This window comes from Sulfitobacter maritimus (genome assembly GCF_013346665.1).
GTDB lineage: Bacteria > Pseudomonadota > Alphaproteobacteria > Rhodobacterales > Rhodobacteraceae > Sulfitobacter > Sulfitobacter maritimus.
On the sequence record NZ_JABVBB010000038.1, the window covers coordinates 738,320 to 755,442 of the forward strand.

Genomic DNA, 17,123 nt, shown 5'->3' on the forward strand with positions numbered 1-17,123 from the left:
AAATCATTGAACTGGAGGTTCGTATCATGTCTGCCCTCAATCTGATTTACAAAGACCGCATGACTTTTGGCATTGAATTGCCGCTGGACCGCGATTGGTCTGAAGCCGGGCAACGCCGTGCCCGTATCGAGGGGCGCCCCTTTGGCGTGCCAGACATCTCAAACCCTGCCACGGAAGTAGAGCTGGCCGAAAGCCTTGGTTTCGATGCGATCTGGCTGCGGGACGTGCCGGTTCACGATCCCAGCTTCGGGGATGCGGGACAGGTCTTCGATCCGTTCCCCTATCTCGGCTTTCTTGCAGGCCACACGCGGCGCATTGCACTTGGCACTGCGGGTATCGTCCTGCCGCTGCGGGATCCGATCATCCTGGCCAAGATGACGGCCAGCCTGCACCATCTGTCGGGCGGGCGGTTTATCCTTGGCATTGCGTCCGGGGACCGTCCGGTGGAATACCCTCTGATGGGGCTCGACTATGAGGACCGCGGAGCCACCTTGCGCGATCGCGTCGACCAGATGCGCACCCTCTGGTCAGGTGACGCGCTGCAAGGACCACAAGGCCCCGTCACCGTGCGCCCCTATGTTCCAGAAGGTATCCCGATGGTCATGGCCGGGATGGGACAGCAAAGCCTGCAATGGATCGCCCGCACATTGGACGGCTGGTTCACCTATCCGGGCCCTCCCGATCAGGCCGAGCGCCGCCTGTCGATGTGGCGTCAGGCGCGCACTGATGCTGGCCTACGCCCCGCGCCAGTCCTGACCGCCATGCACTTGGATCTTGACCCTGATCCCGATGCGCCCTTCCGGCCGATCCAGTTCGGGGGCCGTATGGGTCGCAATGCTCTAACCACTCACGTTCGTTCCCTGCACGCTGCAGGGGTCGCCCACATCGCCTTTAACCTGCGCCAGTCACAGCGCGAAATCGAAGACGTTCTGGCCGAGTTGGCCGAGCACGTCATCCCTGAGTTCACCGAGCAAAATAATAAGGAAACAACACTATGAGTATCACCCTTAACGGCCCCGCCCAAATTCCGTCCTTGGGGTTCGGCACCTTTCAACTTGAGCAAGATACCGTGGCCGACATGGTGGCCGCGGCTCTTTCCGAAGGGTTCCGCCATATTGATACGGCGCAGGCCTATGAAAACGAAGAACAAGTCGGCGAAGGTTTGCGCCGCGCCGATGTCCGCCGCGATGAAGTGTTCCTCACCACCAAAATCCTGCCCGAGCATTTCTCGCCAGAAGCCTTCACCGCTGCCGCCGATGCGTCGTTGAATCGACTGGGGACGGACTATGTCGACTTGCTGCTCCTGCACTGGCCCTCAAAGGAAGTCCCGATTGCCGACACCATAGGCGCATTGAATGCTCTGATTTCTGCGGGGAAAGTCCGCCATGGGGGCGTGTCGAATTTTACCATGGACATGGTCGATCAAGCACAGGCTGCGTTTAACACGCCATTGGCCGCCAACCAGATCGAGCTGCATCCGCTGATCGACCAAACACGGACGATCGCTCACCTCGCCAGCAAGGGCATTCCCGTTGAGGCTTACTCGCCACTGGCGCAAGGGAAGGTCATGGAGAACGCCACGTTGCGCGAGATTGCCGCCGTGCATAATGCAAGCCCGGCCCAGATTGCATTGGCCTGGGTCCTGACGCGCCCGATGAGCATCGCGTTGCCCAGGACCGGTAACAAGAACCGGCTTGCCGACAACCTTGGTGCAGCGGATATCATGTTGAGCAGAAGAGATCGCCAGCATTGATGCTCTTGGTTCAGCCGAAGGGCGCTTAGTCAGCCCGGAAACGCTCGCACCAGTTTGGGATTGATTAGTCACTGGTCCTGCAGAAACCCTGCAGGACCTATACCCGTCGACTTCAGCCTTCGGCCCGGAGCTGACGCTCGGTTCGGTTCCGAAATACTGCAGCTGCGGCGAACCAAGCCGCCATTCGTAGCAATAGCAAATCTTGCGTCGTCATCCATGATGATCTGCCACTTAGCCCGCGACCTCGCAAGTGGACCTTTCGCAAGTGCAATGGATAATCGCCAACGACTTAGCGTAGGATATCAAAGTCTGCTCAGCTCCCTCAAGTCACCCGCGCACAGCCCCCATTCCGAACCAAGGCCTGTGCGGACCTATAACGGCCAATCTTGGCTTGTCATTTCGGTTCGTTTCCTTTCGGCCCCCGCGGGCTAAGTCATCATGAAGGCGTAGCTCAAGGTCACAGCAGCCCATTATGCTTTCAGCGCGAGAAAAGAGAGACACGGATGACAGTTCGCAAATCCCCTCAAGAACCCTCAAAACGAGAGACTATCGCCGAGCGGACCAGTGCTGCCGCAACCGAAATCATCGGCAAAGAAACCAGCCAACGATTGCAAAAGACTGCTCGGCTGCGTGCAGCCCGGTTGTCGCAAGAGCAGGCTGGGCTTTCCAGGATTTCAAAGACAACCTGACGATACCCGCGCCATCTAATTCCAACAGTTTAGTCTGGAAGTCAGGTGGCAATACATCCTACTGGTCGCCACCATGGTAAGAAAAACCTTGCCGTCGCGGATTTAGTCCCCTGCGGCGCTCTAAAGACGCCCGCTAATCTGGCTGACTTTGGGTTGGCGACGCGCTAAGGTTCAACATCGGCTCGAGCCTAACTTAAGTCAGTAGAGGTAGCACTTGTTAGAACAACATGACTTCCGGGCCGACATCGACGCTGTCGGTCGCAGCAACGCAATTCTTACCCTTTTAGAAACCGTCGCGTTGGCCACCGGGATGGGATTTGCAGCAGTCGCACGAGTTACTGAATCTCGGTGGGTAACTTGTCGTGCTATCGATCACATTTCATTCGGACTGATGCCCGGGGACGAGTTGGATGTCGAAAGCACCCTTTGCCACGAAGTGCGGGAATACAATCAAGAGATCGTTATCGACGATGTCCATGACGATGAAACCTATGTCGACCACCACTGTCCTGCTCGCTATGGGTTTCGTGGCTATATCTCTGTCCCAATCTATCTTCAGGACGGATTCTTCTTCGGCACTCTATGTGCCATCGATCCGCAGCCTCGTAAGCTGAAGAATGACCGCGTACTGTCGATGTTCAGACTTTTTGCGCAGATTATCGGCGAGATTCTGGATGCCGACGAGGAACTGACCGCCAGCCGAGAGGCCGTGGCACACGAACAAGAGCTGGCCCGTATACAAGAGCGTTTTATTGCCATCCTGGCCCATGATTTGCGCAATCCCGTCAACGCGCTCAAAGCTGGCCTCCGTCTGATAGCGCGGCGTAATATCGATGATAAGACGATTGAGCTGGTCGACCTGATGCGTGGCTCAGCCAATCGGATGGAGCGTCTGATTGAAAACCTTCTCGATCAGGCCCGCCGTCGCCAAGGCGAGGGCATCGTTATTGAGAAAACCTTGAGCTCAACCCTGAAGCCGGCTCTGCACCAGATTGTGACAGAACTTCAAGCAGCGGCACCGGACCAGAAGATCGAAACCAACATTGATCTCCTTGAACCAATCGCTTGTGACGTGCCTCGTATATCTCAAATGTTTTCGAACCTTCTGGCGAATGCGGTGACCCACGGGGCTTCGGGTGCGCCCATCCAAGTGGAGTCCACCGCGACAGCAGAGCTCTTTTCGCTCTCGGTCACCAATTCGGGAAAGAAGATTTCCGATGACATGTTGCCCAGTCTTTTCCTACCATTCGAGCGCCGCAAAGACCGCCCGAGCCGAGAAGGGTTGGGGCTGGGACTTTTTATCGCCTCCGAAATCGCGAAAGGGCACGGTGGCACCCTGGACGTGTCATCAGAAGACAACCGCACTGTCTTTACCTTCCAGATGCCCATCCGGGAAGCGACAACAACTTGAGGATCTGGAATTTTGGTTGGGGCTGATCATCGACACGCCACGGATACTCGAAGCGTCAGTTTTTAAGGGACAACTCAGTTCAAGCTCCCATCAACAGTCTCGGCAGCCTGCCGAAACGCTCCCCGCCCATACCGGACCTTAACCGGGGTCTCAGTCAAGGTCCGGTCCCGATACGCAACATTCTCATTTTGTTTATCAAGGTCGTTAGGGGTAGATCGTCACAGGCCCTCGGTTCCCCGTCAACTTGTGGGCAGATATGCAGCGATCTCTCGGCCCCTGCCCGCCGCGTAGTCCTGCACCACTTGGGTCCAGTTGATCCTCGCAGCTTGGGCCCAGTCTACCCCGGCATATTGGTCTGGCATGGCGCTGGCGACAGCGCCTCGTGTAGTGGATGGGCCATAATCCACGATCCGCTGCCCCTCCGCAAAAGCGTCAAGATGTTGGTCCCATCTCTCCCCTTTCAGGGTCAGCCCCAAGCTCCGGGTCAGCGGGTTGTATTCCGCGGTGAACAAAGTGCCAAACCCCTCCGCGTAGCGGTCCTGCAAGAGCGGCGGGCGAAGGAACTCGCGGTTGAGCCTGCGCGGTGCAACGCGCAGCCGGTCCAGATGGGCGCGGCGTTCAAGGCTGCGGGTAAAGCCCGGCCGGTCAGCTTGGGTCGGCGCGGATTGATGGTTGGTGGCAATGGCCTTTGGCAACAGTCGAATGCCCCCGCCGGGAGACAGTTCGACGCTTGCCGTGCGCCCCGAAGCATCCGCGAGCACAAGATTATACGCCATATGCGAGGGCACGCGCTGCAAGACCTCCAGCGCCTCTGGCACGCTGTCGCAGGTTTCCAAGATGTAGCGCAGAATCGTAGTCACGCCAAAGCCCACTCCGGTTTCAGACCGTCCGCCATAGGCCAGCGCCACGGTGAGCCCCGCGTCGTTGATCCCGTCAGACAGACCCCAGAGAAACTCAACCATCCCCATCACTGCGCGGCCAGACCATTCCGTCTGCAACAGCAGCCCCTCGTTCAGCTCTGGCGACAGGTCATAGTTGCGCAGCAGCCGGACGTCATCGGCATCGGAGGTGGCCGCGAGCGAACAGCCGCCCAAATAGGTCGGCGGGCACCAAGTGGACAGGAACCGCACGGCACGGTCCGAACCACCGGCAATCAAGACCAGGCGATCGTAGATCGGGACCAGTTCTGGCATATGGCTTTCCATGGCCGCCCGGCAATCTTCCCTGGACGGGCCGTGGTCGCCTCAGCGGGCTGTGAACCATGCCTCATAGGCAGGCCAAGACCGCTGCCAGCGCGCCGCCCATTTGGGGCCAGGGGTGGCCTCGGCAACGGCGTCAAAAGTCAGTGTCATCTGGGTCATATCATGCGCCCTTTATGGGTTGCTGAAAGAAAAAGCGGATCATTTCCGCGCTGGCGTCCGGGCCTTGGGGGTCCGTGTAAGACCCCTCGGCCTGACCGCCGGACCATGCGTGGCCAAGCCCGGTGACCGTCCAATACTCAACCGTTGAGGTGCCCGTTTCGGCCGCAGCGCGCAGGATGGAACAGGACCGCCCGCCATGGGTGCCCTGCGTGACAGTCTCAAGCGTCTGACCCGGCCCGATGTCTTGAACCTGCCGCACCACCGCCTCGCCATTTGATGGATGCACGGTCGCATCCGAGGTGCCATGAAAGACAATTGTCGGAATATGTGATGTCTTCTGCACAGGCGCCGCCCTCGGCCCTGCCATAGCCGTAAAGGCAGAGGCTACGTCCTTTGCCGACCCATAGGCCAGACCCGAATGCACCCCGACGGCGGCAAAGACGTCTGGGTAGGTCTCTCCCAAGATCACGGCCATCGCCGCCCCCGCCGACAGCCCCGCGACAAAGGTGCGATCCGGCGCGATGCCGTAGGCTGCACAGACGTGGCGGGCGATCCCCGCAAGGATCGCAGGCTCACCCGCGTCGCGGCGTTGATCCCCCCGGCTGAACCAGTTCCAGCAGGACTGCGTGTTGTTGCGCCGCGACTGGGCCGGGTAGACCACGATAAAGCGGTGTTTTTCGGCCAGTTGGTTCATGCCGGTGCCCGCGGCAAAGTCCTCGGGCGTTTGTGTGCAGCCGTGCAGCATGACCACGACGCCACTTGCGCCCTCGGTCGCGGATGCTGGGATATAGCTGCGGAAACTTCGACTGCCTGCCGCGCAGGTGAATGTATCGCTGAGAAAGCTGGCGCCTGCGGGGATTTCGGGTGTCGAGGCCGCGGGTGATGGGGTGGCGGCCCCCAACTTTGCAAAGAGATCGCTGATCGAGGCCATGGCAGGCAGGTCTGCTGCATCCATGGGCCCGGCCTGCACGGCAAGCCCATGCTGTGCCAAGGTGCGCTGCACCAGATCATTGGCGGCGATCAGGCGTGCGTCAGGGGTCGCCCGGCGCTTGGCACCGGCGTTAAAGAGTTTCATCTTATTTGTCCTTATCAGGGGGAGCGCATCTTACTTGATGCGGTCGGCAAGTGCCTTTTTGATATCTGCGCTGGCCTGTAGGGCGCCCAACACGGTGATGGACCCGATGGTGTCGCGTGCCAGTTCCGGTGTCACATCTGAAGCAATCCGCGCCAGCCCGACCACTTTGACGTGCAGCACCTCTCCGGCCGCTTTCAGCGCTTCCAGATCAGCCACCGTATAATCGCGCAGACCCAATTCCATCGTGTGGCGCTCAAGCGATTTGCTCACCACCTCCACATGGCTCTCAAGCTGGTTGCGGATCGCTGTGCGGATCAGGTCGCTCCGGTTCGAATAGAAACCTTCCTGCACCAGCAGGTCGATCCGTCCCAAATCCACATAGCCAAGGTTGATCGTGATCTTCTCGCTGTCTGGGGTCTTCTCACGCAGTTGCCGAATATTGCTCATTGCTCAATCTCCATCCGTATGGATGGTATATGGATGCCAAATCGTCAAGTTGCAAGATCGGACGACAGTTAAGTTCGCTTGGTCGCGCACCACTTGGTGCGCCGGGACAACGGTAGCTTCTGCAAGGGCTCCGAAGTGAGGCCCAGCATCACTACCGTAAGCGTAGATATCGCCATCGTCACGTATAGCTGCTGCAAAGTGGTTCACCGTTCCCCGAGCCGCAGGCTGTCACTATCCATCCTGTGCGCTCGTGCTCTTTACCGACATAATGGAGGAGCGGTGGCGCAGGAGTTGCGCCGCCGCGTGATGCAGGCGTTTCAGCTTCCCGCAGCTTCCATCCAGGAATGGTGACGTCGTTCGTCGGCCAGACCCTTCTCGATCACGGGGCGCAGCTCGGCATTGGTGACGGCATTGTCGAGAGCCTGCTGGTAGGCGGCGACGGTATCGTCCTCATTTGTCTTCATCGCCTTGAGAATTGCACCGTTCCCGGCGATATCCGCCAGCGCCACCTTTCCGGCTTTCAGCCACTGCTTCATGTCGCCCTCCATGGGCTTCTCGACACCCAAGCTGTCGGCAATGCGGCTACGGTCTTGGGCGTGGGCCTCATGGTCGCGGCAGAAGCTTTCGATCTGCTCGCGATAGTCCGCGTTGTCGAGTCACTCAATGGTCGTGTCATAGGCCGCGATGGCGTCGTGCTCCAGAATGAGCAGGTTCCTCACGACGTCGGCAGCGTTGCCTTCGGTTCCAACGGTTGTCGGCATGGTCGGTCTCCTTTTCCGATTATTTCTGCTGTTCGATCTGGTCGCCCGAATGTGGCCGGGATTTGCCCCCCTTTTGGTCAACGACAAGAAAACGCCCATCCATAATCAGTGTTCCATTCACCTGAGCTGTTCATCGGTGGAGGATTAGAGAGGCTCTGGAAACTTCGATAAGCGGACATCTATTCCCCGCGCAGCGAAGGTCCGATCTCCGCCTTTCATTCCAAAGGCCCTCGCAATCGCAGCGCAAACTGAGCAGCGGCAGCGAACGGCAGGAAAGTCCGCATTGCCGTCCTTCACCTGCCACCTCAACGCCGGTGCCATTTCCAACAGCAATGAATGGCAGGAAGGAGCCCCAAACTGACCGCGTAAGCCGTGGAGGCTTCGCAGTGGCAGCATGGCGCGCTTGGTGCGGCCGGCCCTTAGCCGACATTCGTGTAAGGCGTGGCAGATGGCCGGTCCCAACCCATACGCGACATTCGTATCAGCCGCAGCAAAAGCCTTAAGGTAGCCCGATACCCGTCGATCTTCCAGAGGTTGTGGCACTGACCTTAACCTCAACGCGCTTCGTCTGTGACCTTGCCCATGAATTAACTGTGCAAGTCATTCGTTGGAAGACGACAGCGCTGAAGGAAGCAAACGTTTGCGAATTTGGTCGGCCAGTTCGCTGAGATGCGCGGGGAAGCGCCTATTACGGCGAGCAAGGAGGTGGACGTATACGGATTGGAGTTGAGGCGCCTGAATAGAAACTGCAGAGAGTTGTCCGCAGGCAAGTTCCGCGCTAACGCTGAAGGCTGGCAAGACAGTGATCGCGCGGTCTGCAAGTGCCATGCGTGCGAGCAGAGCGATCGAATTGCTCGTGACGACCGGTGAGATCAAGAGGCCGTTGTTGATCGCTGCCTCGTCAATCATCTGGCGTATACGGAAATTCGACCCCATCAGCGCGAGCGGTTCGGCGCAAAGCTCTTGCATTGTCATGCTACGGCGCTGCGCCAAGCTGTTCTCCGTGTTCATGATTGCCATCAACGGAACCGTTGCGCGATAGCGCGAGACGATCTGCGGATGCGAGACGGGATGAAAACCGACGCCGAAATGCACCTCATCCTCAAGTAGAAGGCGCATCATGCTCGTGGTGTCTGTGACACTGACTGTCAGATTGATCCCGGAATAGTCGTCCATGAAGTGATCCAGCGTGTCGTAAAGCGCAGGTCCGAGGAACCCTTCGCCAATGGCGATCTCGACATGACCGGTTCGCGCCGTCGAAATTTCGAGAAGCTGCCCCTCTAACAGTTCCAAGCCAGTTTGACGGGCACGGTAGTAGTCAATGACTGCGTGGCCCGCGTCGGTCAGGCTGATCTCGCGACGGCCATGTTCGATCAAAGCGGTTCCGATTTCCGTTTCGAGCTGGGCGATCTGTCGGCTGACCGAAGACGGGGCAATCTCCAGGAAATCCGCTGCAGCACGCATCGAACCGCTGCGCCAGGCTTCGTATAGGAAATGGATTCGGTGATCGTTGACTTTCATTTCATCCGGTCGGTCGAGAGGTGGCTTATGTTAGTATGTTAAAGTAATTAAAAATGTGTTGCAAAAAGCGCAACTACTATCAAGAAATTCCGTTATTGATTGCAACATTTCTCTCGGATGTAATGGTTATTGCCGTCGCCTCGTTCCTGAAAATCGGGGCGAACAGTGCGGCAAGCCGGCGTCAGACAGGCAGACATACCACATACAAAACCACAGAGAGGACACCTAATGGAAACCCGCGAAATCAACCCTTGGAGCTGGCAAGATGCCTTCGGGTTTGCCCATGGCCGCGAAGTAACCCAGGCAGGCCGTATTCTAACGTTGTCTGGCCAATGCGCTACGAATGCTTCCGGCGTTCCTCAGCATCCCGGCGATATGGCTGGGCAATTGTCCCTTGCTGTCGCCAATCTGGGCGAAGTGCTGAAACGAGCCGGAATGACCTATGCCAACGTGCAGGGAATCCGCATTTTCACAACCGACATGGACGCCACACTGGAGAATTGGGGATCGCTGATCGGCCCGTTCGTGGCCCTGGGTCATCGCCCGGCCAGCACGCTGGTCGGTACAACTCGTCTGTTCTCGCCCGATCTAATGGTCGAGATCGAAGCCACTGCGTGTGCTTGAGGAGGACCTGATATGATCCGTGGAATCCATCACCCGAGCCTCACCACCGACGACCTCGACGCTTTATTGTCCTTCTATAGCGACTTGCTGGGGTTTGAGGTTATCTCGTCATTCGGCTGGGAAACAGGAAGCGACCTGTCCGAACTGGCAGGCAACATCACCGGCGTGACCGGGTCCACCGCGCGCTCGGCGCTGTTGAAAGCCGGCAACGCCTATCTGGAAATCTTCGAATACACGCAGCCTCTATCGGCGCGCAGCGACACGCCCGCGCTGTCGAACAAAGGCATCGCCCATATCTGTTTCGACAGTGACGACGTGAAGGCCGATCACGCTCGACTCAGCGCCTCCGGGGTCACCTTCAAATCGGAACCTATCGACGTCGGCCCAATGCGCGTTTGCTACTGTCAGGACCCCGATGGGAATTTTGTCGAATTGCAGCAGATCACAGATCCGCAAAGCGGCTTGTGCCTCCCGGGATACGAAGCCTGAACAACATCTTTCGCCTTTCGCCGGAAGGCGCTGCACAAAAACAAAGACCGGCGTAAAAAGACATAACCAACAAGGAGGTTCGTTATGAACCAACCCACTCTTCAGTTCCGAGGAGGACTGGGTATGGCGTTTCTGCCGCCCGTCCTGTTCCTCATCTCCTGTTTCGTATATTTCGTCGTATTCAAGGCCTTCGATATGACTGCATTGGCAATGGGGGGCTTCGTGTCCCTGTTAATCGGCGCAGTTTTCGCGAAGAACTACAAGGAATACTGGGCGCAGGTCATGAAAGGCATCAGTGGCGAAAGCGCGGTTGCCATCGTCGTTATTCTGTTCATGGTCGGCATGATTTCGGCGCTGATCAAGGCGACGGGCGTGGCCACCGGCTTTGTTTGGCTGGCACAGGAAGTCGGGCTGAACACCGGCTATTATACGGTCTTCGTGTTTGTCGCGGTCAGCCTGATTTCGATGGCGACCGGGTCCTCAATCGGTACGATGTTCACCGCCTTCCCGATTTTCTACGCGGCGGGTCTCGCCATTGGCGCAGCCCCCGGCCCGCTCGCAGGGGCGATCCTGTCGGCGGCCATTCTCGGCGACAACCTCGCGCCGATTTCGGACACCACCATTATTTCCTCGTCGAGCCAGAGGTTCCGTTCGAAAGATGCGGTGGCCGATGTTGGCGGCGTGGTCAAACACCGGGCGCGCTATGCGCTGCTCTCAGCAGTGATCTCCGCTGTCTTCTTCCTGGTGGTGGGCATGGCGACGGCGCAGGACACTGGGGTTGCCGAATTCTCCGCAACCGCCTCGCCTTGGCCGTTGCTGATGCTGATCCCGGTTGCGATCATGCTGATCGTTGCGATGATCTCCCGCGACATTTTTCTCGCCGTCACGGTCGGCTTGGTTCTTGGTTCTCTGACAGGGCTTGCGTCCGGTCTCCTGCATGTGAGGGACATTGTCGGTGTTTCAGACGGGGCGCCTTCTGGTTTTCTGTATTCCGGTGTGTCCGGGATGCTGGGCACAGTTGCTCTGGTGATTTCCGTCTTCGGGATCATGGGGGTGCTGCGTGGTGCCGGGATCATGGAAATGGTCGTCAGCAAGCTGACAACCGGCCGACTGGCCTCGACCCCGCGTGGTGTCGAAATCGCCATCGGTCTTGGCGTTTCCGCGACCACCCTGCTCTTCGGGGGCGTGAACTCCGCCTCGATGCTGACTTTCGGCCCGATTGCCGACGAGCTTGGCGCCCGCGTCGGCCTGCACCCTTACCGGCGCGCCAATGTCATGGATTGTTTCGCCCTTGGTCTGGCCTCCGTCGTGCCGGTGCTCAGCGCCTATCTGTTCATCGGAGCGTTGCTGACCTCGGGGTACGAGGGTACGCCGGCGCAATCCACTTTTGCGCTGTTCCCGATGACCATTTACCCGCTGGTGCTGACCGTGGTGATGTTCATCGCAGTGATGACCGGCTGGGGCCGTCGCTTCGAAGGAGCAGACGGGGCCACCAGCAAGACTCAATAACGACCTGACAACGCAGGCACCGAAAGGATTTCCCATGGACCGTAATTCTGTCGACTGGACCGGATATATCCCGGCCATCACCACCCCCTTTGACCGCAAGGGACGTCTCGATCTTGATGCCTTCGACGGGCAGATGGAATGGCTAAGTGCTGAACGTATGCACGGTGTCATTCTTGCTGGCACAAGCGGCGAGTGGTTCAGCATGAGCTCAAAGGAACGCGCGGCTCTCTTCGAGGCCGGGGCGCGCTACCGCAAAGATGGGCTCTGGGTCATCGGTGCCTGCAATTCCTACACGTCTGCCGAGGCGATCACCCATGCGCATGCGGCGGAAGAGGCGGGGCTCGACGGTATCCTGATCACCCCTCCGCCCTATGTCGTGCCGAACCGACGCGAGATCGTTAATTTTTACCGCGCGGTGTCGGATGCGACCGACATTCCGATGACAGTCTACAACTGGCCGCGCGGGTGTATTGTCGACATGGACACGGATCTGCTGGACGAGTTGGCGGATATTAACAATGTTGTGGCGATCAAGAACTCGACCGGCAATTTTGCAGGCTTCCTGACCGGCATGTATCGCTTGGAGGACCGGGTGCGCTACTTCGGCCTGCCGACCAGTGAACTGGGGGCCGATCTGGCGCTTCTCGGGCATGGTGACGGTCTGATGGGATCGGGCGGTGTCTTGGGGGCGGATCATCCGGACTTCTGGCGCGCGATTACCGCTGGTGACCGGACCCGTGCGATCGAGTTGGGCGAAAGAGACAGGGTGATTATGACGGAATGGTTCCGGCCCGATTACGGCGTCCAGTTCGGCAATCAACAGGCGATCATGAAAACCGCCCTGCGTCTGCGCGGCGTTCCGGCCGGCTTCGTGCGTGATCCGCTGATGGAGCTTTCCACCAGCGAGGTGGCGCGGATCGAAGCGACGCTGCACAAGCTGGGAATTAAAACCCAAGCTCTGGCCTGATCGCCCATGACCCGTGGTTACGATACAATTGTCATCGGCGGCGGCCTGCTCGGCTGCGCCACCGCCTGGATGATTGCCCGGGACGGTGGACGGGTCCTCCTGGTTGAACGCGACCAGATCAATCAACACGCTTCCGGCAGCAATGCCGGAAGCCTTCATTTCCAACTCGAATACCGGATGATCGAACGCGGGGTCGAAGCGGCACGCAAAGCCGCGGAAGCGATGCCTTTGCACCTGCAGGCGGCCCAGCTCTGGTCCGACCTGCCGGGCCTCTGCGGACAGGACATAGAGGTCAAGCAGACCGGCGGGCTGATGATTGCAGAAAATGCCCAGCAAGTGGAATTGCTGGAGCGAAAAACCGAGATCGAGCGTAGCTGGGGGCTCGACAACCGGATGATCGACCGGGCGGAAATCGACCGGATTGCCCCCTATCTGTCGGACCGCGTGGTGGCGGCGGCCCTTTGCCCGACCGAGGGCAAGGCCGATGCGCGCACCGCTGGTCCCGCCTTGGCCCGCGCCGCTTTACAGGCCGGGGCAGAGATCAAGACCCGGACCGAGGTGACAGGGCTCGTCCGTCAGGGAGGGCGCTGGCATGTGTCCGTGGCAACGGCGGAAAGCGCACAGAGGGCCATTGCCGAGAGTGTGGTGATCGCGGCGGGTGTTTGGACGACGCGAATGGGACAGATGATGGGAGCGCATCTGCCGACAATCCCGCTGGCGCTGATGATGACGGTCACGCAGCGCGTGCCGAAACTGATCCCGCATCTCGTGCAACATGCCGGCGGGCGGTTGTCGCTGAAACAGGCGCTGGACGGCAATATTCTGATCGGTGGCGGCTGGCCGGCACGGCTGATCCGTCACCGGGACGGCGAACCGAACTTCGACGCCAAGCCAGAGCTGTTGACGACGTCCCTGTCCGGCAATGCCGATATGGCGATCCGGGTGCTGCCCGATCTGTCGCGAATCCCGGCGATCCGCAGCTGGGTCGGCACCACGACGGTGACACCGGATCAATTGCCGCTGGTCGGGCCCGTCCCGGGGCAACCCGGGGCCTTCGTAGCAACCGGGGGATCAGCTTTTACCCTTGGGCCAAGCTTCGCCCAGGCGCTGGCTGCTCTGATCGAGTGTCGACTGCCGGAAACGGATTTGCAGGCGTTCGATCCGGCACGCTACGGGAGGCAATAAGACATGGTCAAGGCACGGCGACTGGCAACGAAACGCGGCGGTGACTTGCGGATTACCTTCGAAGGCGAAACCATCACGGCTTTTGAGGGGGAGACACTGGCTTCGGCCCTGTTGGCCGCGGGCGTTGCCGCCTTCAGTCTGACGCGGACGGGCGAACCCCGACTGCCATTTTGCAACATGGGCACCTGTTTCGACTGTGCCGTACGGGTCGATGATCGGGAGCTTGTACGCGCGTGCCTGACCGACGTGCGTGAGGGCATGCAGGTGAGACGGCAGGAGGTCAAATGACACAGGATTTGGCAATTGTGGGTGCGGGACCCGCCGGAATGGCCGCGGCTCTTGCCGTGGCAGAAGCTGGGTTTTCGGTGGCCGTCGTTGATGAACAGGCGCGAGCCGGGGGGCAGATTTTCCGTCGCCCCCCGGAGGCTTTGGGCGAGCGGCACGGCAGCTACCGTCCGTACCCTTGGGCGCGCGAGCTGATTGAGCGTTTCGAAGACCATCCGGGGATCGAGACCCATTTCCGATCGACCGCTTTTGGCGTGTTGCGCGACCGGGACGGGTTGGCGTCAACCGCTCTGGAGCTGGCCGTCAGCACCCCCACGGGGGGGCGCAAGCTCACGTCGCGGCGTCTCTTGTTGGCCACCGGCGCCTATGACATGCCGGTCGCCTTTCCCGGCTGGACCCTGCCCGGAGTGATGACCGCCGGCGCGGTGCAGTCACTTCTGAAAAGCCAGAAGCTTTTGGCGGGACAGCGGGTCGTTGTCGCGGGATCGCATCCAATCCAGCTCATTCTTGCCGCTCAGCTGCTGGATGCGGGGGCCGAGATTTCCGAGATCGCATTTGCGCGCGATCTGCCGGGATTGGTCGAGATGGCACAAAGCCTGCCGGCCATTCCAGGCCATGTGTCCATCTTCGCCGAGGGAATGCGTGCATTGGCAAAAATTCTGCGCCATCGCGTTCCGATCTCGCGCCGGACGGTGGTAAGCGAAGTAGTGCGCACGGATAATACGTTGGAGTTGCGCCTTTCCCAAGTCGATTCGGATTGGAAGAAAACCGGCGCAGATCACCGGGTTGAGGCCGATGTCCTGGCCCTCGGTTATGGGTTTACGCCGTCAACAGAACTGGCCCGGCAAGTCGGCTGCGATCTCAGCTGGAATTCGGCAGGGGGCGGCTGGACCGTCTCGCATGATGCGGGCTTTCAAAGCTCTGCACCGGATGTTTTCGTTGCTGGTGAGCCGACGGGCGTGGCCGGTGCAGAACGCGCCTGGGCCGAGGGGCATATGGCGGGGCTAACCATTGCAGCTTCGCTCGGCGCGGCGATCCAGCCTGCCACGCTTGCGCGGGCCAGACGACGTCTCGCCGGTGCTGCGCGATTTGCCGGCGTGATGCATACGATGTTCGAACCGCGTCGCGCCGCATTGGCCGAATTGTCTCGGCAAGAGGAGACGGTGATCTGCCGATGCGAAGAAATCCGCAACGGGACAATCGAGGATGCGCTGCAAAACAACCCTTTTATGCAATCGGCAAGCGCCGTGAAACTGGAATGCCGCAGCGGCATGGGCCCCTGTCAGGGGCGCTATTGCGAAGAAACTGTAGCGGCGCGCATCGCCGCCATCCACGAGACGTCGATTGAGGCTTCGGGGTATTTCAATGCCCATCTACCGGTGAAACCTGTGCCGCTTCAGGACTACCGAGATATCGGAGATGAATAGGCTTCAAGTTTTGGTGCGGGAAGACACGGAGCGACCGATACTTACCGCCGCAGACGTCCTTTCGTGCAGACCAATAGCATCACGATGCTGCGCATTACCGCTGTTCGGCCGAGGCGCAGCGAAGGTCCGCTCCCCGCCCATTTTGAGGGTCCCGAAATCGCGTTGTTCATCCCAGTCACACTCAGAATTCAAGGTCATCATGATCTGCGTCGGCATCTTTAGTTCGGGGGTGTTCTGGCAGTTGCTTTAGATAGCCCTCCTGAAACGCGAGAGCCTCTGCGCCGCCCCTCAAGGCCTTCACGTCATAAGCTGAAACTCTGACAGCGCTCATATCATCAAAGACCACCACAATTGCGGTGTGATCGCGTGCTATTTTTGCTTTCCATCCGGATGTATGCTCAGCTGCTACCGCGCATACCCGCCTCAAAAGCAACGCAGGTGTTAATCGATGGGGTGTCCCAGCATCGTCATCAATCGGTTCATCTTCTTCTCTTGTTTGACCAGCTGATCCTGCATGATGTTGGTCAATGTTTCCGTTTGCCGGCTCAGCTTCGTAAACGCTTTGGTCATTTCCGCGTGCTGTGCCTGATACGTTTGCTGCGTTTCGATCAGCTCCCGCAGCAGGCTGGCCAAGCGCTCGCCCAAGGCTTCCCTCTGGTCGTCCGGCCTCGTCAGGAGGTCGATAAGAGGGTAGAGGCCCTCCACTTTTTTGTGCGTCTGCAGCAACTGCTCGAATATCACTTTGGATGGTTCCGGCAGGTCGAGTGGTGCGTGTTGATCTGATTGTTTGGTCAAGGAGCTTCTCCATTTTTGGGGTTCGAAATATGTCGATAAGTGTCTCGCAATCGAGGGCGTTGCGAAGCTTACGAAGCGTGCCGCAAAAGCTGAGCCGCTGGCGGAGAACGCGTGGCTTCCAAGCAGGACCGAGTGCGCCGCTAAACAACTGTGCGTCAGCCGTCGAAAATGCGTATGCTTGGGTGCCAAAGGTGTTGGCCTTTTCCTGACCACGGAACGCACTGTTTTGCTCATCAAGATGTTGGTTCAAGTCGGCCAGAGTTTCGGGCTGCTTCCGAAGAAAGATTTGTTGCAGGTCTTTGTGCAATGCGGCGGTAGTGGCTTTGGTTAATCTGCGTCCCGGTGTGACGGGTTCGAGGCGGGGTAACGCATCCGGATCGAAATATGCGGGCGGCGCCAAGCCAAGCATCGAGCACAGATGTTTATGAACTGCTTCGCTTTTGGCGGATGATCCTGTGAATGTGAGAGACCGCCCCGCGAAATCTCGAAGGACGATTGCGGTATGCACATGATCGCAATTCCCGTCAGTGTGTCTTTTGGCAAACCAAGGGATCATCTCTGGGTCTAACCCCAACATCGTCATCGCCGTTGCTACCGTCCGTTTCCAGATATTCTTCGCCGCCTTAACCCCGATGGGCAGTGACAGCGTCATGTGCAGAAATCGGGGTTCATCGGGCTGGGCGGCGGCCAAATCGCGAAACCGTTTGAACAGATCCCGACTGCTGCGGTTCGGGATCGTCCCCCCGATAGGCTCGGCTCCAGCCCTGTTGATGTAGCGATTGAGGCGATCGGGGTCATCGTGCATTTGAATATACGGGCGCATC

General features: G+C 59.1%; 15 protein-coding genes and 1 pseudogene. 10 read left to right on the forward strand and 6 right to left on the reverse strand.

Translation table 11 applies throughout. The features are described 5' to 3' along the window. The first annotated feature begins 26 nt into the window (after positions 1 to 26). From HTT03_RS18380 to HTT03_RS18390, 3 genes are all read left to right on the forward strand, one after another. Positions 27 to 998, forward strand: a complete 972-nt coding sequence (locus tag HTT03_RS18380) for a TIGR03571 family LLM class oxidoreductase (protein ID WP_174861218.1) — start codon at positions 27 to 29, stop codon at positions 996 to 998. Further along, the gene (locus HTT03_RS18385; protein WP_217482857.1) at positions 995 to 1,753 is read left to right on the forward strand and encodes an aldo/keto reductase; all 759 of its coding nucleotides are present in this window, start codon (positions 995 to 997) and stop codon (positions 1,751 to 1,753) included. Before HTT03_RS18380 ends, HTT03_RS18385 begins: the two co-directional genes overlap by 4 nt. 903 nt (positions 1,754 to 2,656) lie before the next feature. Further along, positions 2,657 to 3,853: a GAF domain-containing sensor histidine kinase gene (locus HTT03_RS18390; protein WP_246253605.1), complete on the forward strand. Its 1,197-nt coding sequence runs from the start codon at positions 2,657 to 2,659 to the stop codon at positions 3,851 to 3,853. 239 nt (positions 3,854 to 4,092) lie between these two features. Here the strand turns inward: HTT03_RS18390 and HTT03_RS18395 are convergent. The 5 genes and pseudogenes from HTT03_RS18395 to HTT03_RS18415 form a co-directional block, all read right to left on the reverse strand. Continuing rightward, a pseudogene (locus HTT03_RS18395) lies at positions 4,093 to 5,064 on the reverse strand (C45 family autoproteolytic acyltransferase/hydrolase); the annotation flags it as partial. A 151-nt stretch (positions 5,065 to 5,215) separates the two neighbouring features. Beyond that, positions 5,216 to 6,289, reverse strand: coding sequence for an extracellular catalytic domain type 1 short-chain-length polyhydroxyalkanoate depolymerase (locus HTT03_RS18400; RefSeq protein WP_174861219.1), 1,074 nt, complete (start codon positions 6,287 to 6,289; stop codon positions 5,216 to 5,218). A gap of 30 nt (positions 6,290 to 6,319) precedes the next feature. Then, positions 6,320 to 6,736, reverse strand: a complete 417-nt coding sequence (locus HTT03_RS18405; RefSeq protein WP_174861220.1) for a CopG family transcriptional regulator — start codon at positions 6,734 to 6,736, stop codon at positions 6,320 to 6,322. A 317-nt stretch (positions 6,737 to 7,053) separates the two neighbouring features. Further along, positions 7,054 to 7,272: a ferritin family protein gene (locus HTT03_RS18780; protein WP_244152098.1), complete on the reverse strand. Its 219-nt coding sequence runs from the start codon at positions 7,270 to 7,272 to the stop codon at positions 7,054 to 7,056. A gap of 825 nt (positions 7,273 to 8,097) precedes the next feature. Then, positions 8,098 to 9,018: a LysR family transcriptional regulator gene (locus HTT03_RS18415; RefSeq protein WP_174861221.1), complete on the reverse strand. Its 921-nt coding sequence runs from the start codon at positions 9,016 to 9,018 to the stop codon at positions 8,098 to 8,100. Positions 9,019 to 9,246: 228 nt separating this feature from the next. Between HTT03_RS18415 and HTT03_RS18420 the strand changes: the two genes are divergently transcribed. From HTT03_RS18420 to HTT03_RS18450, 7 genes are all read left to right on the forward strand, one after another. Continuing rightward, positions 9,247 to 9,642: a RidA family protein gene (locus HTT03_RS18420; RefSeq protein WP_174861222.1), complete on the forward strand. Its 396-nt coding sequence runs from the start codon at positions 9,247 to 9,249 to the stop codon at positions 9,640 to 9,642. Between the two features lie 12 nt (positions 9,643 to 9,654). Further along, positions 9,655 to 10,131, forward strand: a complete 477-nt coding sequence (locus HTT03_RS18425) for a VOC family protein (RefSeq protein WP_174861223.1) — start codon at positions 9,655 to 9,657, stop codon at positions 10,129 to 10,131. A gap of 84 nt (positions 10,132 to 10,215) precedes the next feature. Further along, entirely contained in the window at positions 10,216 to 11,640 is a 1,425-nt protein-coding gene (locus HTT03_RS18430) for a Na+/H+ antiporter NhaC family protein (RefSeq protein ID WP_174861224.1), read from the forward strand. 34 nt (positions 11,641 to 11,674) lie between these two features. Next, positions 11,675 to 12,607, forward strand: a complete 933-nt coding sequence (locus HTT03_RS18435; protein WP_174861225.1) for a dihydrodipicolinate synthase family protein — start codon at positions 11,675 to 11,677, stop codon at positions 12,605 to 12,607. A 6-nt stretch (positions 12,608 to 12,613) separates the two neighbouring features. Further along, positions 12,614 to 13,792, forward strand: coding sequence for an NAD(P)/FAD-dependent oxidoreductase (locus HTT03_RS18440; RefSeq protein ID WP_174861226.1), 1,179 nt, complete (start codon positions 12,614 to 12,616; stop codon positions 13,790 to 13,792). A gap of 3 nt (positions 13,793 to 13,795) precedes the next feature. Then, positions 13,796 to 14,080, forward strand: a complete 285-nt coding sequence (locus HTT03_RS18445) for a (2Fe-2S)-binding protein (protein ID WP_174861227.1) — start codon at positions 13,796 to 13,798, stop codon at positions 14,078 to 14,080. Then, the gene (locus HTT03_RS18450; RefSeq protein ID WP_174861228.1) at positions 14,077 to 15,504 is read left to right on the forward strand and encodes an FAD/NAD(P)-dependent oxidoreductase; all 1,428 of its coding nucleotides are present in this window, start codon (positions 14,077 to 14,079) and stop codon (positions 15,502 to 15,504) included. Before HTT03_RS18445 ends, HTT03_RS18450 begins: the two co-directional genes overlap by 4 nt. Positions 15,505 to 15,685: 181 nt before the next feature. Here HTT03_RS18450 and HTT03_RS18455 read toward each other — a convergent pair whose 3' ends face one another. Further along, positions 15,686 to 17,122, reverse strand: coding sequence for a hypothetical protein (locus tag HTT03_RS18455; protein WP_174861229.1), 1,437 nt, complete (start codon positions 17,120 to 17,122; stop codon positions 15,686 to 15,688). Position 17,123: the final 1 nt, after the last annotated feature.